General features: G+C 65.1%; 20 protein-coding genes. 17 read left to right on the top strand and 3 right to left on the bottom strand.

The annotated features are described in order from the left end of the window. Nucleotides 1-397: 397 nt before the first annotated feature. The 15 genes from LDZ24_RS27165 (at nt 398) to LDZ24_RS27095 (ending at nt 20891) form a co-directional block, all read left to right on the top strand. Nucleotides 398-1699: a gallate dioxygenase gene (locus LDZ24_RS27165; RefSeq protein ID WP_248324440.1), complete on the top strand. Its 1302-nt coding sequence runs from the start codon at nt 398-400 to the stop codon at nt 1697-1699. A 25-nt stretch (nt 1700-1724) separates the two neighbouring features. Next, the gene (locus LDZ24_RS27160) at nt 1725-3074 is read left to right on the top strand and encodes an aromatic acid/H+ symport family MFS transporter (RefSeq protein WP_248324439.1); all 1350 of its coding nucleotides are present in this window, start codon (nt 1725-1727) and stop codon (nt 3072-3074) included. A 19-nt stretch (nt 3075-3093) separates the two neighbouring features. After that, the gene (locus LDZ24_RS27155) at nt 3094-4119 is read left to right on the top strand and encodes an amidohydrolase family protein (RefSeq protein WP_248324438.1); all 1026 of its coding nucleotides are present in this window, start codon (nt 3094-3096) and stop codon (nt 4117-4119) included. A 2-nt stretch (nt 4120-4121) separates the two neighbouring features. Further along, the gene (gene ligK / locus LDZ24_RS27150; RefSeq protein ID WP_305854735.1) at nt 4122-4805 is read left to right on the top strand and encodes a 4-carboxy-4-hydroxy-2-oxoadipate aldolase/oxaloacetate decarboxylase; all 684 of its coding nucleotides are present in this window, start codon (nt 4122-4124) and stop codon (nt 4803-4805) included. 14 nt (nt 4806-4819) lie between these two features. Then, nucleotides 4820-5521 (top strand): substrate-binding domain-containing protein, encoded by a 702-nt coding sequence (locus LDZ24_RS27145; protein ID WP_248324436.1) that lies wholly within the window; start codon nt 4820-4822, stop codon nt 5519-5521. Nucleotides 5522-6144: 623 nt separating this feature from the next. Then, the gene (locus tag LDZ24_RS27140; RefSeq protein WP_248324813.1) at nt 6145-7404 is read left to right on the top strand and encodes a nucleotide sugar dehydrogenase; all 1260 of its coding nucleotides are present in this window, start codon (nt 6145-6147) and stop codon (nt 7402-7404) included. A 31-nt stretch (nt 7405-7435) separates the two neighbouring features. Next, the gene (locus LDZ24_RS27135; protein ID WP_248324435.1) at nt 7436-9946 is read left to right on the top strand and encodes a tetratricopeptide repeat protein; all 2511 of its coding nucleotides are present in this window, start codon (nt 7436-7438) and stop codon (nt 9944-9946) included. 117 nt (nt 9947-10063) lie between these two features. After that, nucleotides 10064-12139, top strand: a complete 2076-nt coding sequence (locus LDZ24_RS27130) for a glycosyltransferase (protein WP_248324434.1) — start codon at nt 10064-10066, stop codon at nt 12137-12139. Nucleotides 12140-12190: 51 nt separating this feature from the next. Continuing rightward, nucleotides 12191-13327 carry a polysaccharide biosynthesis/export family protein gene (locus LDZ24_RS27125; protein ID WP_248324433.1) on the top strand — a complete coding sequence of 379 codons (1137 nt, stop codon included), beginning with the start codon at nt 12191-12193 and terminating at the stop codon, nt 13325-13327. A 9-nt stretch (nt 13328-13336) separates the two neighbouring features. Further along, complete coding sequence (locus LDZ24_RS27120; RefSeq protein ID WP_248324432.1) at nt 13337-14650, top strand: ABC transporter permease; 1314 nt, start codon at nt 13337-13339, stop codon at nt 14648-14650. Beyond that, nucleotides 14629-15375, top strand: a complete 747-nt coding sequence (locus LDZ24_RS27115; RefSeq protein WP_371747503.1) for an ATPase — start codon at nt 14629-14631, stop codon at nt 15373-15375. The genes LDZ24_RS27120 and LDZ24_RS27115 overlap by 22 nt, the downstream gene beginning before the upstream one ends. Before the next feature lie 73 nt (nt 15376-15448). Next, nucleotides 15449-16528: a sugar ABC transporter gene (locus LDZ24_RS27110; protein ID WP_350029446.1), complete on the top strand. Its 1080-nt coding sequence runs from the start codon at nt 15449-15451 to the stop codon at nt 16526-16528. After that, nucleotides 16521-18530 carry a tetratricopeptide repeat protein gene (locus LDZ24_RS27105; RefSeq protein WP_248324431.1) on the top strand — a complete coding sequence of 670 codons (2010 nt, stop codon included), beginning with the start codon at nt 16521-16523 and terminating at the stop codon, nt 18528-18530. Before LDZ24_RS27110 ends, LDZ24_RS27105 begins: the two co-directional genes overlap by 8 nt. Nucleotides 18531-18600: 70 nt before the next feature. Continuing rightward, nucleotides 18601-19665 (top strand): SDR family oxidoreductase, encoded by a 1065-nt coding sequence (locus tag LDZ24_RS27100; RefSeq protein ID WP_248324430.1) that lies wholly within the window; start codon nt 18601-18603, stop codon nt 19663-19665. 86 nt (nt 19666-19751) lie between these two features. Next, nucleotides 19752-20891: a polysaccharide lyase family 1 protein gene (locus LDZ24_RS27095; protein ID WP_248324429.1), complete on the top strand. Its 1140-nt coding sequence runs from the start codon at nt 19752-19754 to the stop codon at nt 20889-20891. 39 nt (nt 20892-20930) lie between these two features. On the opposite strand, the gene LDZ24_RS27090 is transcribed toward LDZ24_RS27095, so the two are convergent. The 3 genes from LDZ24_RS27090 to LDZ24_RS27080 form a co-directional block, all read right to left on the bottom strand. Next, complete coding sequence (locus tag LDZ24_RS27090) at nt 20931-22436, bottom strand: methyl-accepting chemotaxis protein (RefSeq protein ID WP_371747502.1); 1506 nt, start codon at nt 22434-22436, stop codon at nt 20931-20933. 201 nt (nt 22437-22637) lie between these two features. Then, complete coding sequence (locus LDZ24_RS27085) at nt 22638-23351, bottom strand: DUF2182 domain-containing protein (protein WP_248324427.1); 714 nt, start codon at nt 23349-23351, stop codon at nt 22638-22640. After that, entirely contained in the window at nt 23332-24093 is a 762-nt protein-coding gene (locus LDZ24_RS27080) for a DUF899 domain-containing protein (RefSeq protein ID WP_248324426.1), read from the bottom strand. The genes LDZ24_RS27085 and LDZ24_RS27080 overlap by 20 nt, the downstream gene beginning before the upstream one ends. 129 nt (nt 24094-24222) lie before the next feature. Between LDZ24_RS27080 and LDZ24_RS27075 the strand changes: the two genes are divergently transcribed. Both LDZ24_RS27075 and LDZ24_RS27070 read left to right on the top strand, forming a co-directional pair. After that, on the top strand, nt 24223-25443 hold the full coding sequence (locus tag LDZ24_RS27075; protein WP_248324425.1) for a helix-turn-helix domain-containing protein: 1221 nt from the start codon (nt 24223-24225) through the stop codon (nt 25441-25443). 45 nt (nt 25444-25488) lie between these two features. Further along, nucleotides 25489-26127, top strand: a complete 639-nt coding sequence (locus LDZ24_RS27070; RefSeq protein WP_248324424.1) for a PQQ-binding-like beta-propeller repeat protein — start codon at nt 25489-25491, stop codon at nt 26125-26127. Nucleotides 26128-26152 lie beyond the last annotated feature (25 nt).

The raw sequence follows: 26152 nt of genomic DNA, 5'->3' as shown, positions 1-26152 counted from the left end.
ACTCATGACACGGTCGGCGCGGACGAGAAGTCTCGCGTTTCGCGACGACAACGGATCGCTCGACGTCGACTCCTCGCGATCGAAACAACGCCACCACTGGTGAAGGTCCGGTTCTCGAACAACCGGCCGTTCGCCGTCCCCTTGCGTCCTTTTTGTCCGGCCATCGGTTTTATTTATCGCGCCGCTCGAATCGTAGCGTCGAAACCCCGCCCGCAAGCCCGCGCCGGCCGGTCGTCCATCATCTTCGCTGCGTCCCGTCTCTCCCCGACTCATGGTTTACGCGCAGTACCGCGCGTGCCGTGCGGCCCGTATCGTCGGCTCACGTTCTCGCAACATACCGGGCCGCGTGCATTCCACGAGCGCCTGATTGCCCGGCACCTCACGGAGCACCTTCGACATGGCCCGCATCATCGGTGGCATCGCCGCCTCGCACACGCCCACCATCGGCTTCGCATTCGACAAGAACAAGCGCGACGACCCCGTCTGGGCGCCGATCTTCGAAAACTTCGCGCCGCTCGCGAAGTGGCTGGAAGAGAAGCGCCCCGATGTGATCCTGACCATCTATAACGATCACGTCACGTCTTTCTTCTTCGATCATTACTCGGCGTTCGCATTGGGCGTAGGTCCCGAATGGCACGTCGCGGACGAAGGCGGCGGCGCGCGCGATCTTCCGCCGATCAAGGGACATCCTGCGCTTGCCGCGCACATCGGCAGCTCGCTGATGACCGACGAGTTCGACATGTCGTTCTTCCAGAACAAGGCGCTCGATCACGGCTGCTTCTCGCCGCTGTCGATGCTGTGCCCGCACAAGCCCGAGTGGCCCGTGAAGATCGTGCCGCTGCAAATGGGCGTGCTGCAATTGCCGATACCGAGCGCGCGACGCTTCTACAAGCTCGGTCAGGCGCTGCGGCGCGCCATCGAAAGCTATCCGGAGGACATCAAGGTCGCGATTCTCGCGACGGGCGGTCTTTCGCATCAGGTGCATGGCGAACGCGCCGGCTTCAACAACACCGAATGGGACCAGCGCTTCCTCGATCTCTTCGAACGCGATCCCGAACAACTCGCGCAGATGACGATTGCCGAGTACGCGGAACTGGGCGGCTACGAAGGCGCGGAAGTCATCATGTGGCTGACCATGCGCGGCGCGCTGTCGTCGAGCGTGGTCTGCAAGCATCGCAGCTACTACTTGCCGTCGATGGCCGGCATCGCGACGGCCATCTACGAAGGCGAGGACAGCGAGACGAAGCCCGCGATCATCGAGCGGCATCGTCAGCGCATGGCGATCGAATTGACCGACGTCGAGAAGCTGCAAGGCACGTATCCGTTCAGCATCGAAACGGCGGTGCGTGCGTATCGCATCAACGATTATCTGCATCGCATGGTCGAGCCCGCGCATCGCGAAGCCTTTCAGCAAGACCCCGAGGCGAGCTTCGAGGCCGCCGGTCTCAGCGAAGAAGAACGCGACATGATCCGCCGCCGCGACTGGCGCGCGCTGCTGCATTACGGCGTGATCTTCTTCATGCTCGAAAAGCTCGGCGCGGTAACGGGCGTGTCGAACCTGCACATCTATGCCGCGATGCGCGGCCAGACGCTCGAAGAATTCCAGAAGACGCGCAATGCGCCGGGCGCGCTGTATTCGGTCGCGGGCAAGGGCGGCGGCAAGCTCGACTGGGACAAGGCGGAGCAGGGCAAACAATAAAACGATAAACGCACGGAGACATCACATGACTAGCGGTAGAACCATCGACATCAAGGCGTTCATCGACGAGCGGCCCATTTCCGCCTACCAGTGGCTGCTGGTGGCGCTGTGCTTTCTCGTGGTGACGGCCGACGGCATGGACGTGGCCATCATGGGCTTCGTCGCGCCGTCGATCATCGCGGACTGGCACATCTCGCGCCCGGCGTTCGGACTCGTGATGAGCGCCGCGCCCATCGGACTCGTGATCGGTGCGCTGGCTGCCGGGCCGGCGTCGGATCGCATCGGGAGAAAAGGAGTCCTGATTACGTCGGTGTTCCTGTTCGGCGTGTTCACCATCGCCACGGCGTTCACCACAACGCCAACGAGCATGGCGTTGCTGCGCGTGCTGACGGGTATCGGCCTCGGCGCCGCGATGCCCAACACCACGACGCTGCTCTCCGAGTACGCGCCGCAACGCAAGCGCGCGCTGCTCATCACCATCATGTTCACGGGCTTCAATCTCGGCTCGGCGTTGATCGGCTTTGTCGCGGGCTGGCTCATTCCGACGCACGGCTGGCGTTCCGTGCTGATCTTCGGCGGCGGCCTGCCGCTCGTGCTGATTCCGCTGCAAATCTGGCTGCTGCCCGAATCGGCGCGTCTCTTAGCGGTGCGCGGCGCGACCTCGCAGAAGATCGGTAAGGTGCTGGGCCGCGTGTGCGGCGCGCGCTTCAAGGGCGATGAAACCTTCGTTTCGACCGAGCCGCCGCTGCCGACCAAGCGCCCCATCGGCGTGCTGTTCTCGCACGGCTATGGTCTTCTGACGGCGGCGCTGTGGGTGACGTACTTCATGGGCCTGCTCGTCATCTATCTGCTCACCGGCTGGCTGCCGACGCTGATGAAAGACGCCGGCCTCACCGTATCGGCGGCGGCGAACATCACGGCCATGTTCCAGATCGGCGGCACCATCGGCGCGATCATCGTCGGCTGGATCATGGACCGCGTGCGCCCCGCGCCGGTCATCAGCGCGGCCTATCTCGGTGGCGCGGTGTGCGTGCTCGGGCTCGCGTGGATCGGCGCGCTGTCGTCGTCGCTCGCCGTACTCGTGTTTGCCGCGGGCTTCTGCATGAGCGGCGCGCAAACCGGTCTCAACGCATTCGCGCCGGGCCGCTATCCGACGGTCGCGCGCGCCACCGGCGTGAGCTGGATGCTTGGCATGGGGCGCTTCGGCAGCATCTTCGGTTCCGCGTTCGGCGGCGCGTTGCTCGGCCTCGGCTGGCAGTTCGGCGCCATCCTCGCGATGCTCGCCATTCCCGCGACGCTCGCAGGCATCGCTATTCTCGTCGCGCAGCGCAGCCGCACGGCCGACGCCGCCCCGCAGACGACAGCCGCACATTAGTCCTGGAGTTGAAGTCACGATGATCATCGACATACACGGCCATTACACGACCGCGCCGAAGGCGCTGGAGGCATGGCGCAACCGGCAGATCGCCGGCATCAAGAATCCGTCGGAGATGCCGCGTCCGTCGGAACTGCATATCAGCGACGACGAACTGCGCGAATCCATCGAAAGCAATCAGTTGCGCCTGATGCGCGAGCGCGGGCTCGATCTCACCATCTTCAGTCCGCGCGCGAGCTTCATGGCGCACCATATCGGCGACTTGGAGGTGTCGAGCACGTGGGCCGCCATCTGCAATGAACTGTGCTATCGCGTGAGCCAGCTTTTTCCCGACAGTTTCATTCCGGCGGCGATGCTTCCGCAGAGCCCCGGCGTCGATGTCGCGACGTGCATACCCGAGCTCGTGAAGTGCGTGGAGCAGTACGGCAACGTGGCGATCAACCTGAACCCCGACCCGTCCGGTGGTCACTGGACGAGCCCGCCGCTTTCCGACCGCTATTGGTACCCGATCTACGAAAAGATGGTCGAGTACGACATCCCCGCGATGATCCATGTCAGCACCAGTTGCAATGCGTGCTTTCACACGACGGGCGCGCACTATTTGAACGCGGACACGACCGCGTTCATGCAGTGCCTCACGTCCGACCTGTTCCGCGATTTCCCGACGCTGCGCTTCGTGATTCCGCATGGCGGCGGCGCGGTGCCTTATCACTGGGGACGCTTCCGCGGGCTCGCGCAGGAACTGAAAAAGCCCTTGCTGAAGGATCATCTGCTGAACAACGTGTTCTTCGACACATGCGTCTATCACCAGCCGGGCATCGACCTGCTTACGCGCGTGATACCGGTCGACAACATTCTTTTCGCCAGTGAAATGATCGGCGCGGTGCGAGGCATCGACCCGGAAACCGGGCACTATTTCGACGATACGAAGCGCTATATCGAAGCGGCGTCGATGCAGCCCGAAGCGCGCCACAAGATCTACGAAGGCAACGCGCGCCGCGTGTATCCGCGCCTCGATGCGGCGCTCAAAGCAAAGGGACGATGAATATGTATGAACTCGGAGTGGTGTATCGAAACATCGATCGCGCCGATGGCGACGCGGCGACGAAGCTCGGCGCGCTCGGCTCGGCCACGGTTCACGAAGCAATGGGCCGCGTCGGTCTGATGAAGCCGTATATGCGCCCGATATACGTCGGCGCGCAAGCGAGCGGCACGGCCGTGACGGTACTCTTGCAACCCGGCGACAACTGGATGCTGCACGTCGCGGCCGAACAGATACAGCCCGGCGATATCGTCGTGGCCGCGTGCACGACCGACAACACCGATGGCTTCTTCGGCGATCTGTTCGCGACGAGCTTCAAGGCGCGTGGCGCGCGGGCGCTCATCATCGACGGCGGCGTGCGCGACGTGCGCGTGCTGACCGAGATGGGCTTCCCCGTCTGGAGCAAGGCGATCTCGGCGAAGGGCACCGTCAAGGCGACGCTCGGCTCGGTCAACATTCCGGTGGTGTGCGCGGGCGCGTGGGTCACGCCGGGCGATGTGATCGTGGCGGACGATGACGGCGTGGTCGTGGTGCCGTCGGCATCGGCGCAAAAGGTGTTGGAAAAGGCCACGGCGCGCGAGGCGCTCGAAGAGGAGAAGCGCGCGAAGCTGGCAAGCGGCGTGCTCGGTCTCGACATGTACAACATGCGCGAGCCGCTGCAACGCGCGGGCCTGCGCTATATCGACTAATGCAAGGATTCGCGATGCACGACACCGCCGCGCCGATCACGGTCATTTCGTCGATGGCGACGCGCCAGGTCCTGAACGATCTCGCCGACGTCTACATGCAGCAAGCCGGGCAGCGCGTGACAATCGAATCGGTCGGCGGGGTCGCGGCGGCACGGCGTATTGAGGATAAGGAAGTGTTCGACACCGTGGTGCTCGCGTCGGACGTGATCGCGCGGCTTGCCGAGGCCGGGCTCGTCCATGCGACAAGCCGCGTAGGCATCGCGCGTTCGGGCATTGCTGTCGCGGTGGCGGCGGGCGCGGAACGTCCTTCGATCGACAGCGGCGCAGCCGTGCGCGAGGCCGTGCTCGCCGCGCGAAGTATCGGCTATTCGACGGGGCCGAGCGGTACGCACCTCATGCGCTTGTTCGAACGATGGGGCATTGCGGACGCGATCGGTTCGCGCATCGTGCAGGCGCCGCCGGGCGTCGCGGTCGGCACGCTTATCGCGCGCGGCGAAGTCGAACTGGGCTTTCAGCAGATGAGCGAGCTGATCGGCGTCGCGGGCGTGGACATCGTCGGTGCGTTGCCGGACGACGTTCAGGCGCTGACCGTGTTCGAAGGCGCCGTGTGCGCGACGACGCGCGCGCCGGTCGAGTCGAGAGACTTGCTTGCGTTCATGGCCGCGCCCGCGAACGATGAAATCAGGCGGCGGTATGGAATGGAGCCTGCGCGGTAGGCGTCCCGAGATGAGCGCACGGCGCGCAATTAATGGCGTCGGCGCTCGCGCAGTTGCGCGTAAAAGCGCGTGAAAATTTCTTCGATGCTTACGCCTTCAGTAAAACGGCTTTCGAACCGATTGACTAGCGGCAAATATAAACAAAATACGCAGTCGACGATTGCTCAGTAGTTTCGGTCATTCCAAAATTAATCTTAGAAACAGTTGATATTAGGCATAAGTCGAATCCAGACCGGTTATCGACTAAAGCCTAATCTAGGCGATGTCCTATTTACAACGCGAACAACATTTAAACGGGCGGAATCTTTCGCTGCCTTACTGTTTCTAATGGGCGCTTTTTGACGGCCCTTCAGAGCTTAAGATCGCCCAATTCGTCAAACAGTGTTATCTGAAACATTGTTTCGAAGTCCTTCTATATCCCTTGCGCCGTTGTTATCACCTCTATAGGATTCGTTCCAATTCGCTGGGTCTGGATATTTTTAGCGAAAAGAAACCCGGACGAATAACAGGGTTCGAGGCAGTCGACTGCCAACGGTGATGTTGCAACACGCTATTCAATGCAAGCAGTCAGCGTCGAATAGCCAGGCGTCAAGGATAATTCTGTGGCAATCAAGAAAATTGCAGTGTGTGGTCTGGGCTATGTGGGCCTGCCTGTCGCCGTCGCGTTCGCGCGCCGCTACGAAGTCATCGGTTTCGACGTCGATCGTCGCCGTATCGAACACCTTAAAAAGGGTGAGGATTGGACGGGCGAAATCGAGAGCGAAGTGTTGCGCGCGTCGACCATGCGCTTCACCGACAACGCAGCGGACCTCGCTGACTGCAACTTCTTCGTGGTCGCGGTGCCGACGCCCGTCGACGAGAAGTGCATCCCCGATTTCTCGCTGCTCGTGAGCGCATGCCGCACCATCGGCCCCGTGCTGCGCCCGGGCAGTATCGTCGTGTTCGAGTCCACGGTTCACCCCGGCGCGACGGAAGAAATCTGCGGGCCGGAACTCGAAAAGGCGTCGGGCTTGCGCTGCGGCGTGGACTTCAAGCTGGGCTACAGTCCCGAGCGCATCAATCCGGGCGATCGCGAGCATCCGCTGGAGCGGATCGTCAAGATCGTTTCCGGACAGGACGACGAAAGCGCCGACATCATCGCCGAAGTCTACGGCGGCATCATCGACGCGGGCGTGCACCGCGCGTCGTCCATCAAGGTGGCGGAAGCCGCGAAGGTGCTCGAAAACACGCAGCGGGATATCAACATCGCGTTGATGAACGAGATGTCCAAGATCTGCGATCTCGCCGGCATCTCGACGACGGAGGTGCTCGAAGCCGCTGGCACGAAGTGGAACTTCCTGCGCTTCACGCCGGGGCTCGTGGGCGGCCACTGCATCGGCGTGGACCCGTATTACCTGACATCGAAAGCGCAGGAGATGGGTTATCACCCGGAAGTCATCCTGGCAGGGCGCCGCATCAACGACGGCATGGCGCAGCACGTCGCCGCGAAGATCGTGCAGATGCTCGCGCGCAAGCACCGTCTGGCCGGGTCCACGCGTGTCGGCATTCTGGGCATGACGTTCAAGGAGAACGTCCCCGACATCCGCAATTCCAAGGTGGTCGATCTGTACCGTGCTTTGCAGCAATACGGCATCGCGCCGCTTGCTTACGACCCGATGGCGGACAAGGCCCAGATGGAGCACGAGTACGGCATCTCGCTCGTCGACAAGTCTCACTTCGACAATCTCGATGTCGTCGTTCTCGCAGTGCCTCATCGCGACATCATGGCGACGATCTGGCAAGACCTGCCGCACATGCTGACAGAAGACGCATTGCTGTGCGACCTCAAGTCGTCGCTGGACAAGACGCGCTTGCCCGCGAGCGTGCAGTACTGGGCGCTGTAAGCGGCATCGTCCACGTCACTCAAGACCCGGTATGAGCCAATCGAAGCTGCTGGTCAGTCCCATCGGGACGTGCCGCATTCATACGCCGCTGCGCAAAGGCGCCGCGCGGTATCCGATTCGGGCGCAGAGCGCGCGCAACTATGGATTCGTCCACACGAGCGCCGAGGCGCTCCAGCAATTGCGTTTCATGCTCGGTCAGCAGTCGATCCCGGCCGAGATCGAAGCGCTGCTGTTCCGGCCCGGCGTCGCGGCGGGGAGCTATGCGAAGCCTTGCGCGCACGCGGACCTGACCATCGTGGAAGTGTCTTCGCGCAAGCTGTTGACGGTCGACGGTTATCCCATCCAGATCAACTACATGGGCCGGTACTTCGCAGATTTCTTCGCGGACCGGGCGCGTTCGCGGACCTTCTGGTCAATGGCATCGGTCAAGAAGATGGCCGAGCGGCGCGCATGGCTCGAACAGGAGCCGAACTTCAGGCGGCTTGCGACGGCGGATCAGGCGCTGCTCGCGCGCATCGTGCGAAGGGAACAGACGGACGACGAGATCGAGCGCGACATGCGGGAGATAGCCGCGCTCGTCGGAAGCGAGAAGCTGGTGTTCGTCACGCACGTTGACGCCGCGCCGCCCGACAGTCCGGTCATCGAGCAGCGGCACCGCCTGATCGAGACGGTGAGTGACATCGCGCGGCGCATGCAGGTGCCTTGCTACGATCCCACGCCGCTGATGCACGAGGTCGGACAGGCTGACGCGATGGAGCAGGGCGGACTTGATCTCACGCACTTCACCGATGCGTTCGCCGATCGTCTGGTGGACGACTGGCATCGCTGCTTTCTCGCGGCGCATATCGCCGCATCGGGCGTGCGCGACAGCGGCGCGCGCGTGCAGAAAGAAGCGCAGCCGGTGGACGAAGCCGCGAGCATCGAGATGGCATGGAACGAAGGACGCCTGTGCGAGGCGTCGCGGCGAGTACGCGCGGTATTGCGCGCCGACCCGACACACGCGGAGCACGGCCTGCTGCTCGCCCGCATGCAGTTCGAACTGGGCGATTACGAAGGCGCGATCAGCGTGCTCCAGCAGCGCGAGGTCGACGACGGCTCAGACGACAACGCCAACCGCGTCTTAATGCGCTGCTACTTCGAATTAGGCGATTTCGAGAACGCGTTGGCGCTCGCGACTGCGATGCTCGGAGACGAAGTGGAAACGCCCGAGCTATTGCGCGTCAGCGCCCTTTCCGCCACGCGCCTCGGCGACACCAGGACCGCGCTTGCAAGCTGGAAGCGCCTCTTCCGCCTGACCAACGGCGACGCCGAAGCCGCCGGCGCGGTGCTGTCGCTGCTGCAATCGGCTGGGGAAGGGGAAAGCGCGGAAAACTGGGCCGAAGAAGTGCGCGCGACGTTGCCGGCGCACGCCCCGAGCTATGCATTGCTGTGGCACCGGAAGCTCGACACGAAGAACCGCGCGGCGCTGATGCGGCTTGCCGGTGAGCCGCTGCGGCTGCCCGCGCGCGAAGCGCTGGCGCTCGCGGAGCGGGCGGTCGGCGAGGGCTTCGCGGCGCCCGCGGCCGCGTTGGCTGTATCGCAGGCATTCGGCGCGAACGATTCGGCCGATGTGGCGGGCTGGCTGACCCGCCAGATCGCGCGGTGGCTCGCCGAGGGTGAAGCGGCAGTGGCCGCAGGCGATCTGCGCGTGGCCGCCGACCGCATTCAGGCGGCGTGCCTCGCACAGCCGGCGAACGCGGACGCATTGCGCGCGCGCCGGGCGCTCGAGCGGCACATGCGTCAAGCGGCTCGCGCGGCCATCGTCGAGCAGGATTTTCACGCGGCAGTCGGCCTGATCGACATCGCCTTGCAGACCGGCCTCACGTTTCCCGACCTCGACAGCTTGCGTGGGCGGGCAGCGGAAGCGCTCGGCGATACGCCGACGGCGCTTCGTCACTTGCGACTGGCTGCGGACGAGCCCGGCGCGCCGGTCTCGGCGCGTCTTCATCTCGCGCGCGTGGCCGTTCGGGCCGGACGTTATGCCGAAGCGATCGAGGCTTTCTCGCAGATCGCTGCGAACCACGAAGCGGACTCCGCCATGCGCGACGACGCCGCGCGTCAGATCTCGACGTTGCGAGGGCGCTCGATTCGCGCCGCCCGCGACATGCTGGCTCGCCAGGAGTACGACGCGGCGTGGGCCCTGCTCGATCTGATCGAAAGAGCCGACGCCTCGGGCGCCGATGTCGCCGTCGAGAAAAAGCGCGTCGTCGCGGCGTTGCGCGCGCAGCTGCGCGGACTCGATTCCGCGAGCGGCGAGGAACGCCTGGCGCTCGGCGAAGCAATTTTGAAGCTCGTGCCCGACGATCCGGTCGGCCTGAAGGCGGCGGCGTCGGGCGCCATGCGTCTGCATCGCTTCGCGCAGGCGCTGCCGTACTGGAAGGCGCTTCGCCAGCAGTCCGGCGATGTCGAGCAGATCGACGCCAACATCCGCAAGTGCCTGCTGTGGGCCGAACGCGACAGGCGCAAGACGATTTCCCTGCCGGAGCCTGAAAAGGCCGCTTGACCGTATCGCGGCGTTTGCCTCGCGCTGTACGGCTCCGTCCGTGCGTCTGAAAGAGAGTGGTAGTCCTAAATAATGACTGAAGCAACGAAAGCGAGCGCCACAGCGGTGGATTCGCCGGTGACAGGCATCGCAGCCGAACCAGCAGCGAACGAACAGGTCCCGGGCGCGTCGGGGCAGTCGAGCCGCACAACCGAGACCGACACCGTGCGCGAGGAGCTCGCCCGGCTGGTGGCGCACGCGCGCACGGCCCGTCTCGCGCAAGACGCGCTCGCCGAGGCGCGAAGCCTCGTTCGCGATCGCGCGCAAGACGCCGACTCGCGCCTCTTGCTGTTGCAGTTGATGGAAATGGCCGGGGATGCCGAGGGCACGCTCGACGCCTGGCATGCGCTGTCGGCCGATTGCCCGGACCATGCGGCCATCACGCGCGGTTACGCTCTGCGGCTCGTCAAGGAAAAGAAAGTGGAAGCGGCGCTGGAGCACATCGACCGCTGCATGCCGGAATCGCTCGACGACGCGTCGGCGAGTCTCGCGCGCGCCGAGCTTCTCGCGGACGTGCGCGCGCACGAGGCGTCGGATGCGCTGTTCGAGCGCCTGATCGCGCGGCACGACCGACGCGATATTCGCATTGCCTTCGCCAAGCGACTCAGCAAGCGCGGACGGCTGGCGCAGGCGGTCGCCGTGCTGGAACCGATCGCCGCGTCGCTCGCGCCCGACAGCAAGGCCGGGCGACTGGCGGCCGCGCTGGCAAGCGATTACGCGTTCTATCGACAGTATGAATCGGACGACGTGCTCGCGAGCGCCGACATCAAGATCGTCGCGATGAAGCACGCGATCCTGTCGTTCCGCCAGCGCGTTGTGCGCTGCGCCGACGGCGCACGCGCGAAAGCCATCGCGCTCGTCACCGGCAGTCTCGGACCGGGCGGCGCAGAGCGCCAGCTGACGCGGCTTGCCTGCCATTTGCGCAAGGAAGCGCTGCATGGCGGCCCGTCGGCGACGGCGAGCCGCGTCGAAGTGCTCGTCAGGCAGCATACGGAAACCACGCGTGAGCAGAACGGCCAGCGGCTCGACTTCTTTCTCGGCACATTGAACGATGCGGGCGTGCCCGTCACGCAGATCAACGGCCTGCCCGTTGTCGCGGCCGCCGATCACTCCGTGACCGATGCCAACCTGTTGCGCATGCTCGCGCACCTGCCGCCGCCGGTGCACTACGGCGTCGGACGCCTGACACCGTACTTTGGCGAGCGCCGCTTCGATGTGGTCAGTCTCTGGCAGGACGGTACGTGCCTGTTCGGCGCGCTCGCCGCCTTGCTGGCGGGCGTGCCGGTCATCCATCTCGTGTTTCGCGGATTGCCGCCGAACATCCGCCGGGAGCGCGACCGCCCCGAATACGCGGTGCTCTATCGGGCGCTGGCCGAGGTGCCCGGCATCCACTTCGTCTGCAACAGCCGCGCGGGCGCGCAAGCGTACGCCGCATGGCTCGATCTGCCGCTCGCGCGGTTCCATGTGCTCTACAACGGCGTGCCCGAACTCGACACCACGGGTTCGATCGAGGACGTGCAGCGCTGGGAGGCGTTCGCGAAGAAGACCGCGGATGCATCCGAGACGATCGGCGGCGTCTTCCGCTTCGAGCCGGACAAGCGGCCGTCGTCATGGATCAGGCTCGCGGCCCGGTATCTGAAGAAGCGGCCGCGCGCGCGTTTCGTGATTGTCGGCGACGGGCGGTTGCAGCAGAAGGCCGTCGAGCTTGCGAACGAACTGGGCATTTCGGGCCGGCTTCTGTTCGCGGGCTTGTCGTCGCATGTGGGCTACTGGTACTCGAAGATGGACGCGAAAGTGTTGCTCTCGCGCTTCGAAGGGCTGCCCAACGTGCTCATCGAAGCGCAGATGCTCGGCGTCGCCACGCTTTCGACGCCGGCAGGCGGCGCGGGCGAGTGCTTCGTGGACGGCGTGACCGGGCACTTGCTCGAATGCGCCGATCAGCCCGACTTGCAGGCCGCCTGCGACAAGCTCGCCGCGCTCGTCGACCGCTGCAAGGCGGACGGCGCGACGCGGGAGCATGCGCGTCAGCGGGCGCGCATGCTGTTTTCGGTCAACGCGATGACGAGCAAGTTCGCAGAACTCTGCGCCTCGACGGCACAAGGCGCTGAGTCGATCGCGCCGACCGACGAGCAGGAGAGTCCGCTTGTCGCGTGATGCATGCAAAAGAGCGGGCGCGTGTGGCTCGATGGTTCGGAGAAGGAAGCGATGAAATCGTTGGCTCGTGAAATCTTCCCGGCGAAAGTCACCCGCGCGCGACAGTGCGCGGCGTTGCTGCTCGGCCTCGCCAGCGCGTGCTTCCTTCAGGGATGCGGCTTGCCGCGCAGCGGGCCGATGGTGAGCGAGATCAACGCATCGGACGCGCGGGGCGACGTCGTGCTCGTTCCGGCGACAGCGGAGACGGTTCTTGCCGGACATAGCGCGCGCCCTTCGACGTTTCCGCCCGCGTTCACGCACGCGGCCGCGTTCGACTACGAACGTTTCGCGCCAGGCGATGGCATCGACGTCACCGTCTTCGAGCGAGACGGCCTCGCCGTTTATCCCGCCGGGCCGAACGGCGCGTCTGACTTGGGCGAGATGATCGTCGACCGTGCAGGCGACATCTACTTGCCTTATGTGGGCAGCATCCGCGCAGAAGGGCTGACCGCAGCCGAACTACGCGCTGCGATCATGCGGCGCCTGAGCCGGCTCATGACTGCTTCGGACGTCGTCGTGCGGCCCACGACGCGGCGCGGACAGACGGTCACGGTTCAGGGCGATCTTCAAAAGCCCGGCGTGTATGCGCTCGGCCGCGACATGTCTCGCCTGAGCGATGTGCTCGGCCTCGCCGCGCCCAGCCAGGTCAACCCCGAACAGTTGGCGATCTCGGTGCGACGTCAAGGCACGGAAGCCACCATACGGCTTGCGGACGTGTATCGAACGAGCGCCAACGATATTCCGCTGCGACCGGGCGATTCCATCATCGCGCATGACGTGGTGGAACAGGTCGTCGTGCTCGGCGCGGCGGGCGTGCAAGGGCGCATCAAGGTGCCGAAGCGCGATTACACGCTTCTGGATGCGCTCGGCGATTCGCGCGGTCTCAGCGACGCGCTCGCGAATCCGCGCGGCGTGTATCTGTTGCGCAGAGCCGCGACGAGCGAGCGCGAGCCGGGCGATGCACGGCCTACCGTCTACCAGTTCGATTTCACGCGGCCGGAGCAGATCGCGCTCGCGGGCCAGTTCGTCGTGCATGACGGCGATGCCGTGCTGGTATCCGACGCCCCGTTCACGCAAGTGCAGAAGCTGCTGTCCACCTTCAGCGCGTCGCTCGGCACCGCGCGCTCGGTGAGCGCGCTGGCGGATTGACGCGGCATCATGAGCAATCAGAGGCGCATAGACGACTGGCGCGCGCGTCGGCAAACAAGCGGCTACCGGATCGGCGCGGGCGCGCAGTTGGAAGACGCCGGGCCGCACGCGCCCGCGACGACGCTCGCGCTTATCCTCGCCACGCTGCGCCGCTCACCGCGCGAGACGCCTCTGCAGCGGCGTCAGGTGTACGAGTCGCTAGAGGCGCGTCTTAGCGACGGCGTGCCGCACGCGGACGAAGAAACGCTCGACCTGCGGCGACGGCAACTGCGCACCGCGATTCGTCTGCTGGAGAACGACATTCGCGCAGGCGTCGATGTGTTCGCTCCCGGCTACGCGCCGGCCACGCTCGCACGAGAAGAAGCGCATCTTGCCGATGCGCACGAAAAGCGCGTGCGCCGCCGTCGCGAAGAAGAAGCGCGCGAGGCTCGCCGCAGTGCATCGCGCGAGGACCGCGCGCTGACGCCGGACTTCGGCGCCGGCGAAGCCAGCGACCTCGCGGCGCTGAAGTCTCGCATCGCCTCGCTTCATGCGAGACAACGGCCACGGGCGGTGCAAGCCGGCCGCTCCGACCTGCGCGCGTTGCTTCCGATGCTGATCTTCCAGCTGCACACCATGCAAGGTGAAAGCCGCTTCGCGCTCGCGTGGGCTTTCTTCGGACCGGCGGTGCTGCTCACGCTCATTTCGTCGCTCTACTTGCTGACGGGGACGCAGTTCATTCTGGGAATGGACGTGCCGACCTTCTCGCTGCTGGGCGCGACGACGTGGATCATGTTCCGGCAGATCATCTTTCGAAGCAGCACGAGCTATATTTCCGCTCGCGGATGGCTCAACCTTCAGGGCGTCACGCCGCTGTTGTGCGCGTGCGTGCAGGCCGTGCTGTATCAGGCCATCTTCGTCCTCGTGTTCGCGACGCTGATTCTCGTCGGCCACGCGTTCGATCTGATCAGCTTGCCGGCGAGCTGGCCCGCGTTCTTCGGTTATGTGATCGCGATGGGCTTCGGCGGCGCGTCGACGGGCGTGCTCTTCGGCGCTATCGCGAGCAAGTGGCGCTTCTTCCTGCGGCTTGCCACGGCCATCGAACGACTGCTCGAAATCTTCAGCAGCGTGTTCTTCGTGTCGGAACAGTTGCCCGAGCAGTATCGCGAGTGGTTCTTGTGGTCGCCGTTCGCGCACGGCATGCAGCTATTGCGATCGGCGTATTTCGAAAGCTATCGCTCGATGGATGCGCGTCTCTCCTACTTCGTCACGTCGCTCGTCTTTCTTGCGGCCGTGGCCCTTTGCGCCGAACGGTTCGCGCGATGCAACGTCCAGCCGATGTGACCGACATGATCCGCCTGCACGCCGTCACGTGTTCATCGACCATTGCCGGCTCGCGCGCGCCGCTGCTGTCGAACGCCGATCTCGACGTGGCGCAGGGACGCTATGCGTTGCTTTCGCGAACGCCCGAAGCCCATCGCGCATTGATCGAGGTGCTGGCCGGGCTGCGGCGGACACGCCACGGTTTCGTCGAGCATCGCGGTCGCGTGTCGTGGCCGCTCGGCCGGCAGGGCTTCATTCGCGGCAAGGCGAACGGACTGCGCATGATCGAGTTCGTGTGCGCGCTGCATGGCTTGCCCGCGAAGGCGGCTATCGAACTCGTGGCAGACCTGATCACCTGTCCCGCGCATCTCGAACTTCCGATGGAACACTGGCCGCTCGCGACGCGTCAGGAAGTGTCGTTTGCGCTCGCGCTCGCTCCCGACTTCGATGTGTATGTGGTCGACGGCGCCCTGCCACATGAAGCAAGCCGCTTCGCGCGTCTGTGGCGCGCGCTGTTCGACGAACGACTGGTCGGGCGCACGCTCATTCTCTCAACTTACCGTCGTCAGCAGATGGCGGATTATTGCGTCAAGGGTTTGATCTATGAAGGAAGCAGCCTTCGAATCGACGCCGATCTCGACGAGTGCCTCCGTCGATTCCCTCCGCGCCGCGCGAACGGCGAGTCCGTCGCAAGCGCGGACGGCAACGGACTCGACGCCGCCCCCGGAGGTGCGTTCGATGTCTGAGTCCGGATCGGTCATCGAAGCGCGTCGCCGTGAACGAGACGCGGCGAGGCGCGCGCGGAGAAGGGCTCGCTGGATGATGCTCGCGCTCGTTCTGGTGCCCGTCGCGTTGTGCGCGGCCTACGCGACGTTCGTTGCGAAACCGCGCTATTCCGCCGAAGCGCGATTCTCGGTGCGCGCGACTTCGAGCGCTGCGCCGCTCGCGGGCGGCGCAGCGAGTCTCTTCACGACTGGCGGCGGCGCTGGCGTGGCTGCCGGTTTCGTCGATGGCTGGGCCGTCAGCGACTTTCTCGCTTCGCGCGACTGCATGCGCCAGCTCGACCAAAGAATCGGACTGCGCCGCCGGCTCACGTCGAACGGTCTCGATCTGCCTAACCGGCTGCCGTCGAACGCGTCCGAAGACGATCTGTATCGCGCGTACCGTTCGTCCGTGAAGGTGTCGTACAACATCATGGAGCAGGTCGACGTGATGCAGGTGAGCGCCTATTCGCCGGCCGATGCCGCAGCGATCTCGGATGCGCTGCTCGACCTCGCGCAAAACTTCGTACAACGAATGGATGAGAAGGGCGTCGAAGATGCGCTCAAGGTCAGCCGGCAGGCCGTCGCGCTGGCGCAGAAGGAGGCGCAGTCGGCACGCGCGTCGCTGACGAAATGGCGCATCGTCAATCGGAATCTCGATCCCGCCGCGAACGCGGCCATGCTGCTCAATCTCTCGGCTCAACTGGAAACCGAGCTCAACACGGCGCAGATCAATCTCGACAAGATTCGCGCGCTCGGCAATCCGCAGCACCCGATGCTGGCTCCGGCGGCGGCACAGGTGCAGGCATTGACGGAGCGGCTCGCGCAGACGCGAGAGCGCATTAGCGGCAAGGGCAAGACTCAGGCGAGCCAGTTGGGCGACTATGAATCGTTGAAGAATGCCGAGGCGTTCGCGGATGCCAATCTCACCGCGACCCAGCAAAGCTATCAGCAGGCATTCACGGATACGCTGAAGCTCCAGCGATACCTGACAGTCATCACGCGGCCCTTGCCGACGGACCGGCCCACGAGCCCGAACGTGCCGCTTCTGTTGTTGGCGTCGCTGGCCGCGGGTCTTGCGCTCGCGCTTGTCGTACGCGTCGCCGTGATGCTCGCGCGCGAGTTCATCAATGGATAAGCCGATGGACGAGCCGAATGGCCGCACGCCGTTCGATGCCTGCAGGTCTCTCGTAAAGAAAGGCGAGTGGACTGCCGGCCTCGCCGCGTATGCCGATGCGGTGCGAGCCGGCGCTGTGCCTGATGCAGCGGCGCGCGTGTATCGCGCCATCGCGCAGATTCGCTCGGGCGAGAGCCGCTCCGCCGCGATCGAGGCACTGAATGCGTCGCTCATCCGCGCCGCCGATGCCCGCATCGACGTGAAGCGCCTCGTCGTATCGCCGCTGATTCGAGACGGCGCGCTGCACGACGCAGCCGCCGTCCTCGCCGCATTGGTGAGCGCGTGGCCCGAGCTTGCCGAGGAGCGGCGGATGCTCGCGAGCGTTCTCGGCCGCTTGCGACGCTGGGACGAAGCGGTGACGCATGCGGATGCCGCAGCGCGGATCGAACCCGACGCGCCGGCTGCGCGTGCCGCCTGCATCCAGTTGCGGCTTCAGGCGGGGCGCGTCGCAGAGGCGGCCGAACTGGCGCGCGCGAGCATCGACATGGCGGTGGCGCACGCCGCGCATGCGCACGCGTGGCTGACGGCGCTCACGCGCGCGGGGCATACGGAACTCGCCGCGCGGCTCGCGTCGCGCCTCGACGCCGCGAGCATGCCGAACGATCGCGCTGCGGCGGCCGTCGTGCAGGCGCTGGCGAGCGACAACCGTATCGAACTTGCGATATCTGCGGGAGAGGCGGCGTTGCGCGCCGGACTCGACGGCGCGGCGCTGCGTTCGCAATTGGGGCAGGCGTATCTGGCGAGCGGCGTCTTGGACGGCGGCCAGGCGCGGGCACTCGAACAATTGGCGCGCGGCGTGGCGTTCGCGCCGAACGACATGCGGCTCATGACGCTCTATGGTGAGACGCTGCTGCGCGCGGGCCGCTACGAAGATGCCGTCACGCATCTGCAAAGCGCGTGCGAGCGTTGTCCTGACCTTGCGCACACGCGAAGGTTACTCGGCAGGGCATTGCGCCACTGCGGCCGCCACGCGGAATCGGCTGACCACATGCTGACGCTCGCTTCACAACGCCCGGACGACGAACGCGTACAGCGTCTCGCGATCGCGGCGTTGTCTCAGGCCGGCAGACGGGATGAAGCGTCCGAGCTTTACCGCAAACGTCTCGACGCGCGAGACCGCCTGCTGCCTTCGAGTTTCGCGCTGGCCATGGCGCAGATCGACGAGCGCGTCGATGAAATCAGTATTCCGAAGGAACGACTCGATTGGGCGTGGTCGCTGCGCAGCCATGCTGACACAACGACGCGCGAAGCATGGGAGCGGGCGGCGCGCTGGGGGCATCTCGTCGATCATCTGCTGCTCGAATGGCTCGAATGTCGCGATTATCTGATTGAAGAAGCCATGACCTTGCTCGACGATCTCGACGAAACGGAGCGGCGCTTCGCGCCGTTGCTGGCCGGCGGCAAGGGTGTCGTGGTCGCGACCGCGCATGTCGGTCCCATGTACGCCGGCCTGATGGTGCTCGAACTGCTCGGCATTCCGTCGCGCTGGGTGGCGAGCATGCCGGGCGTCGCCACGGCGCATTACGCGTCCGCGCTCATCTCCACGGCGGACCAGACCGAGGCGCAAGTGGCGCGGCAGTGCTTTCGCGCCCTGCAGTCGGGCTTCGCGGTGTGTATCGCGGTCGATGGCGCGCCGAACCCCGCCGCGCCTCGCGTTCCGTTCGCCGGGCAGGAGATCACCTACTCGTCGTTCGCGGCGCGGGCCGCGCACCGGCTCGGCTTGCCGTCGGTCTTCTATGCGCCGCGATGGCGCAACGGCAAGATCGTGCAAACACTCGAAATGCTGCCCGCCGCCGAGCCCGGCGAGGATGTCGAGCGCTATGCGCTTCGATGGCAGGAGGCTTATCTCGGCCACCTGCGCGAGCATCTTGCCGGAGCGCCGGAAGACCTGCGCCTGAGCGGCGGGCTGTGGCGTCACGTGCGTTCGGTCGATTCGTCCGCGCATGCAACGCGTGCCGCATGAGATCAAAACCTATCGTGTATCAACTGAGCAGAACCTTATGCAGAGAGAAACCTTGTTGAATGAGTCGACGATGCCGGCATGGCTGCTGCACGAGTCGCAATCCGGCTTGCGCGATGCGCTCGCTGCACAGCGCTTTCGATGGCTCGTGACGGGCGCGGCGGGCTTCATCGGATCGAATCTTGTCGAGACGCTTCTCGTGCTCCGGCAGGAAGTGCGCGGCATGGACAACTTCGCGACCGGCCATCAGCGCAATCTCGATGAGATCAGATCGCGCGTCGGCGAAACGCGCTGGCGCAACTTCAGCTTTCAGGAGGCGGATATCCGTGACGCGCGCGCGTGCGATGCCGCGGTAGACGGCGTGGATTTCGTGCTGCATCAGGCTGCGCTCGGGTCCGTGCCGCGCTCGGTGAAAGACCCGCTTGCGTCGCACGATGTCAATGCAACGGGCTTTCTGAACATGCTCGATGCGTCGCGGCGGGCCGGCGTGCGCCGCTTCGTGTACGCGGCGTCTAGTTCGACGTATGGCGACGAACCCAATCTTCCGAAGCGCGAGGAGCGCATAGGCAATCCGCTGTCACCGTATGCCGTCACCAAGCTCGTGAACGAGATCTATGCGAGCGTATATGCGCGCACTTACGGTTTCGCCTGCATCGGCCTGCGGTACTTCAACGCGTTCGGCCCGCGGCAGGACCCGGAGGGCGCGTACGCGGCGGTGATTCCGAAGTGGATTGCCGCGATGCTTTCGGGCGAAGACGTGCAGATCAACGGCGACGGCGAAACGAGCCGCGACTTCTGCTATGTCGGCAATGTCGTGCAGGCGAATTTGCGCGCGGCGCTTCGCGCGGAGCTCGCTGCGAGCGAGGTCTACAACGTCGCGGTCGGCGGACGCACGACGCTCAACGACCTCTTCCATGTGATTCGCGACGGTCTCGCGGGACTGGGCCATGTGTATCACAAGCAACCGGCGCACCGCGATTTCCGCGCAGGCGACGTGCGCCATTCGCAAGCGGACGTGTCGAAGGCGCAGCGCGAACTCGGTTACGTGCCCCTCGTCGATTTGCGCGCGGGAATGAAGGAGGCGCTGCCGTGGTACGTCGATTTCCTGACGAACACGAAGCGGGTGCGTGCGTCATGAAGATCTCAACGAACAGTGAGCGCCTTCGCTGGGCGCTGAGGACGTGCATCGTTCGCATGATTGCGTGTGCGTCGATGGCCGCGTGCATGACGGCATCCGCCGCGCCGCGCGATGCATGCGAGCGCGCGACCGCGGATTGCGCGATGGTGTCCGAGCTTCTGCAACAGCGAGAAGGCTATGGCCGCGCGGCGACGGGCGGGCTGGACGGCAAAGTGGTGGTTGTGTCGTCGGCGGCGGACGCCGGGCCCGGATCATTGCGCGATGCGCTCGCACATGCGCGCGGACCGACCTGGATTCGCTTCGCGTCGGATATGAAGATCACGCTTGCGTCGATGCTTCGCGTGCCGTCGAACGTGACGATAGACGGACGCGGACACATGGTGGAACTGCTGGACTACGGCTTCGACATCTATGGCAGCGCGAACGTCATCGTGACGCATCTGACGATAGACGGCCGCTTGCGCACGTTCGCGCAGGCGATCGACATCGGCAATGGTTCGCACGATGTGTGGATCGATCACCTCGATCTTTCGCGGTTCGCGGCCCGGCTCGTCAACGTGAAGAACGGCTCGACGGATGTCACGGTCTCGTGGGTGAAGTTTCACGATGACGACAAGGTGATGCTGGTCAACAACATCACCGAGGACAATCTCTTCGCCAACTACGAGCGCGATGCGATTGCACGCGTGACAATTCACCATAGCTACTTCGTCGATACCATGCAGCGTAACCCGCGCGCGCAGTTCGGGACGGTCCACCTCTATAACAATCTCATCGAGAACTGGGACTTCTACGGCATGAGCTTCAGCCTGGAGGCGAGGGCGCTCGTCGAAGGCAATATCTTTTCGAACGCCGCGCATCGCGCTTGCACGGAGCCGGCTTACTTCCCGACGGTGGAAGGCGTCAACGCGAACTATTGCCGCTACATTCCGCAGGCGCCGGCACGCAGCGCCCTCGTCAATGGCGAATCGGATCGCGAACACTATGAGCGCACGAAGTCGCTCTACGGGTACACGCACGGCTATCAGGCGTTTCTTTCGGTACGCGACAACCTGTACCTCGGCGACGCCAAAGCGGTGCTGCAAGACGAGCAGCCGGCCAAGGTGCCGAAGCCGCCGTACTGCTACTCGTACGAAGCGCCATCAGTGGATCTCGCCGATCGCATTCGCGCACATGCAGGCAACACGCGCGACGATGCTGCTGCAATCGGGCGGTGCGGTCGATAAGCGAAGCGCGCACGCGCCCCCTTGCGCGCTCACGCAACCTCACGCAGCCTCACGCAGCCTGAACGTCTCCACCGCCGTGCGCAGCGCCGCCGCCTGGTCCTCTAGCGATTGCGCGGCGGCTGCCGCTTCCTCGACGAGCGCCGCGTTCTGCTGCGTCACTTCATCCATCTGCGTCACGGCGCGGGCTACCTGATCGATGCCGCTGCTCTGCTCTTCCGATGCCGCCGCGATCTCGCCCATGATGTCGGTCACGCGCTGCACCGCGCCGCTGATTTCGGTCATCGTGCGGCCGGCTTCGTCGACGAGCGCGCTGCCCGACTGCACGCGCTCCACCGATGTGTCGATCAGTTCCTTGATCTCCTTCGCCGCCGCCGACGAACGTTGCGCGAGCGAGCGCACTTCACCTGCGACGACAGCGAAGCCGCGTCCTTCTTCGCCTGCGCGCGCCGCTTCCACGGCGGCGTTCAACGCGAGAATGTTGGTCTGGAACGCGATGCCTTCGATAATGGTGATGATGTCCGCGATCTTCGCCGAGCTTTGATTGATCTCGCCCATCGTCGTGACGACTTGCGACACGACATGGCTGCCCTTGCTCGCAATCTCCGACGCATTGGCGGCCAGCTTGCTCGCCTGACGCGCGTTGTCGGCATTCTGTTTGACCGTGCCCGTGAGTTCGTCCATGCTCGACGCCGTTTCCTGCAACGCCGAAGCCTGCTGTTCGGTGCGCGATGACAAGTCGATATTGCCCGCTGCGATCTGTTTCGTTGCAGAGGCGATCGACTCGCTGCCCGAGCGTACCGAACGCACGGTGTCGATGAGGCTCGCTTGCATCATCGAAAGGCCGCGCAGCAGTTGGCCCATTTCATCGTTTGAGCTGACCGTCACTTCGCGGCGCAGATCGCCCGATGCGATCGCGCTGAACTGCGTGAGCGCGGCATCCAACGGACGCGCGATGCGGCGGCGCAGCGACGCCCACGAATAGATCGCAGCGGCCACGCCGGCGAGGATCGCCGCGATGCTCAACAGGCGGAAGGTTTCGAACTGGGCTTGTCCCGCGTCGTAGGCGCGTTGCGCCGATTCGAACTGCAGTTTGCGCAGCGCGACGCCCGTCTTGGCGAACTCGTTGAACGCCGCCTGCATGGCGCTGGCGTCGGCGGTGATCTTCTCCTGGTCCTTCGCGCGCACGTCCGCGTAGCCTTCGTCGATCAGCTTCTGCATCGCGAGACGCTGCTGATTGAACTTCTCACCGAGCGCCTTTTCTTCCGGATCCTGTGCCAGCGATGCGTATTTGGCCCAGGCTTCGTCGGAGGTCTTGCGCATGAGCGCGCCGCGCCCGATGGCATCTTCGGCCGCGCTCGTGCCCACGTTCAAGGCGGCGCGGTCGAAGCTCAGACGCTCGCGTGCCATGAACATCTCGGCGTTGCCGACGGAAACCGCGCTCGGCATTTCGTTCGTGAACAGATCATGCGTCACCGAGTTCGCGTGTGTCATGCCGATGAGCCCGAGCACGCCGATACCGATCAAGAGCGCGCTCAGCAGCGTCATGGCCAAAGCCAGCCGCCCTTTGATAGTCGAAAACATGAATTCCCCGAAATGGCTGCATCGCGTCATTCACGCTCCAGGCGGCGATGCTGCGCCCACTGCGCGGCCGAGGGAATCCATCGACCCTTGTATATCGACCGCCGCGCGCCGCGCTTGAGTCCGGGAAAACATGGATGAGCAAAGCGCACGGCCGATCGTTTTATTTCATGCGACGGCGTGAAGCATCCACGCCGCGCCCGCTGCGATCATCAGTACACCAATGCCTTTCGCCACGCGATGCCCGAAAGGCAGCAGGCGTTCGGCGGCGATGGCGAACGTCACCGCGGCCATTGCTCGCGAGTCGGTCATGCCTGCGACGCATAGAGCCACGGTGAGCGCCGCGCACGATGCAATGCACTGCATGCCGTGCCATATCCCGTGTTCATACGATGCAAGCATCGTCGAGCGATGCTCGCTGATGGACCGGCAACGCGCGAGACGGCGCGCCTTCCATCGGCTCGATTGCACCATGCCGGCAAGCACGATCACGGCGCCGCCTGTTACGGGCTTCGTCATGAAGAGCACGCTCCATGTCGTGCGGAGCGGATACATCGCGATGCCGGTCATCGACCATGCCGTGACATAACCGGCCGTCATGAGCGCAAGCGCCGCCGCGCCGCACCGGCGATAGCGCCACAACGTCTGCGCGAAGGGCGGCAGCATCATCGCGTTCATCATGACGGCCCACGCTGCGACGAAGGAGACTGCCGCGCCGAGCGGCGTCTGGCCGCAAGGACGCGCCCAGTCCATCGACGGCATGCACGCATGACACGCGGCGAGCAATGCGGCACTGAGCGCGAAAGCGAAGGCAAGCAGCGCGACGAGTCCGCGCCGCTCGTCCCCGCTCAGCATGACGAGATCAGTCGGCGTACTCGTCATGGCGCTTCCACCAGATGCCGTTCTCATTGCGTCCTTTCGGCGCGCGATCGAGCCATTGATACATGCCCCAGAGCGCATCGAGCCCGCGCGCATACGCCGAATACGTGTGATAGACGACGCCGTCTTCCATCGCGAATGCGCTCATGCCGGGGCGATCGCGCGTGAAGGTCGGCGCGTCGGTGCCGCAAGCGGCGGCGAATGCCTTCACGGGTTCCGGCGCGTCCTTCCTGTCCATCGCGTGGCCGCCGCGCGCGAAGTTGTATTCGATGTCGCCCGCGCGCTGCTGCGCCTCCGTGAACGACACGTTGAAGTCGTAGTTGAACTCGCCGTTCTTCGCGGACGCCCACGGAAAGCGCCATCCCATGCGCTTTTTATAGGCCGCGAGCTTGTCGATGGACGCGCGCGAGACCGCCCATAGCGCGACATCGTGATGCGCGAGATGAACGGCGAAGCCATCGAAGCAGTCCGCAATCGACGAGCACGACGGACAGCCCGCGCTCCAGTCCGGTCCGAACATGAAGTGATAGACGAGCAGTTGCGAGCGCCCGCCAAAGAGGTCGGCGAGCGTGGCATCGCCGGCTTCGGTAACGAAGCGATACGTCTTGTCGATGCGAACCCACGGCAAAGCCTGACGTTGCCGCGCGAGTTCGTCGCTGCGGCGCGTGAGCTCCTTTTCGGCTTTCAGCAGATCGAGCCGTGCCGCGAGCCATTCATGGTGTGTCGCAGTGGTGTGAGTCGTCATTTGCGTTGCCTCCGTTGTGCGGCGGTGCGTGCGCACCGGTTTGGGATCCATTGCAAAGCGCGCCATGCATGGTGTTAGATTAGTGCGGGGCATCGGACGCGGGGGAGTGACAAGCGTGTCGGGATTCGCATGGATTCGTTGATGACGGCGGCGGCGCGCGCGCTCGCGGCGGGCGATCCGCTCGGCGCGCTGAATCGCGTGGCACTGCGCGACGATGCTCCCGCGCTCGCGCTGCGCGGCATCGCGATGGCGCAGCTCGGCGACTTCCCGCGTGCGAAGGCGCTGCTCAGGCGCGCGTCTCGCGGGTTCGGCGCGAGGGAAGCGGTGGCGCGCGCCCGCTGCGTCGTGGCCGAAGCCGAGATTGCGCTCGCATCGCGCGAACTCGCGTGGCCCGCGAAGGCGCTGGACCATGCGCGCGCGACGCTCGAAGCGCACGGCGATCGCATCAACACGGCGCACGCGCGTTATCTCGACGTGCGACGCGCGCTCCTCATCGGGCGCATCGACGAAGCGGAAGAAGCGCTTCGCGCGCTCGATGCATCCGCGCTTCCGCCCGCGTTGCTTGCCGCGCATGCGCTGATCGAAGCGGGCATCGCCATGCGCCGTCTTCAGGCGCAAGGAGCCCGCGCCGCGCTGGATCGCGCGAGACAAGCCGCGCGAGTCGCGGGCATTGCCGCGCTGTCCGCGGAAGTGGACCATGCGCGCGCGCTGCTCGATACGCCCGCTGCGCGGCTCATCGCGCAAGGCGAGACGCGTCTTGTCCTGCTGGACGATGTGGAGGCGTTGTTCGCATCGAACACGCTCGTCATCGACGCCTGCCGCCATGCCGTGCGCGATGCGCACACGCTCGTCTCGCTCGCCACGCGCCCGGTGCTTTTCACGCTCGCACGCATGCTCGGCGAGGCATCGCCCGACGACGTACCGCGCGATCGACTGATCGCATCCGCGTTTCGCATGCGTCACGCGGACGAGACGCATCGCGCGCGGCTGCGGGTCGAGATGGGACGCTTGCGCACGCTGCTGCGGCCACTGGCGCAGATTCGGGCCACGCGCGACGGGTACGCGCTCGCGCCGCATCGAGCAGCACATGTGGCGGTGCTCGCGCGGCCTCTGGACGACGCGCACGCGCCGCTGCTCGCCTGTCTGGCTGACGGCGAAGCGTGGTCGAGTTCCGCGCTCGCGCTTGCGCTCAATGCCAGCCAACGCACGGTGCAACGCGCGCTGGAAACGTTGGCCGCGTCGGGCAAGGTGCAGTCGTTCGGCCGCGGTCGGGCGCGCCGCTGGCTCGCGCCGCCCACGCCGGGATTCGCGTCGGCCTTGTTACTCCCCGCCGATCTCGCGAGCGGCTAGCATCATCGCCATGCATCGACCGATGCGCGACGAGAGGACCGAGCCATGAAACGCGCGAAAGCAGAAATCATCCGTGAATACGGGCCTTTTCCGGATGTGGAAGGCGTGCACGGCGTCACGTTCGACGGCCATGCGGTGTGGTTCGCGGCAGGCGATACGCTCAACGCGTTCGATCCCGAGACGGGCGAGCCGCAACGCAAGCTCCTTGTCGCGGCTCATGCGGGAACGGCTTTCGATGGCGAGCATCTCTATCAGATCGCGGAAGACCGCATCCAGAAGATCGACCCGCGAACGGGCCGCGTCGTCTCGACGATTCCGGCGCCCGGCGGCGGCGCGGACTCGGGCCTCGCGTGGGGCGAAGGCACGCTGTGGGTCGGCCAGTACCGTGACCGCAAGATCCATCAGATCGATGCGACGAGCGGCGAGATTCTGCGCACCATCGAATCGAACCGGTTTGTGACGGGCGTGACGTGGGTCGAAGGCGAGTTGTGGCACGCCACATGGGAAGGCGATGAAAGCGAGTTGCGGCACGTGGATCCGGCCACGGGCCATGTGCTCGAAAGGCTCGACATGCCCGAGGGCGCGAGCATCTCGGGGCTCGAATCAGATGGGCATGACCGCTTCTTTTGCGGCGGCGGACGCGCCGCCAAAGTGCGTGTCGTGCGCCGGCCGAAGACGCCTTGAGGCACGCCATTCTTCCTGAAGGTTC

The organism is Caballeronia sp. Sq4a, from assembly GCF_023170545.1.
Classification (GTDB): Bacteria; Pseudomonadota; Gammaproteobacteria; order Burkholderiales; family Burkholderiaceae; genus Caballeronia.
This window is presented reverse-complemented; position numbering and strand designations above follow the sequence as displayed.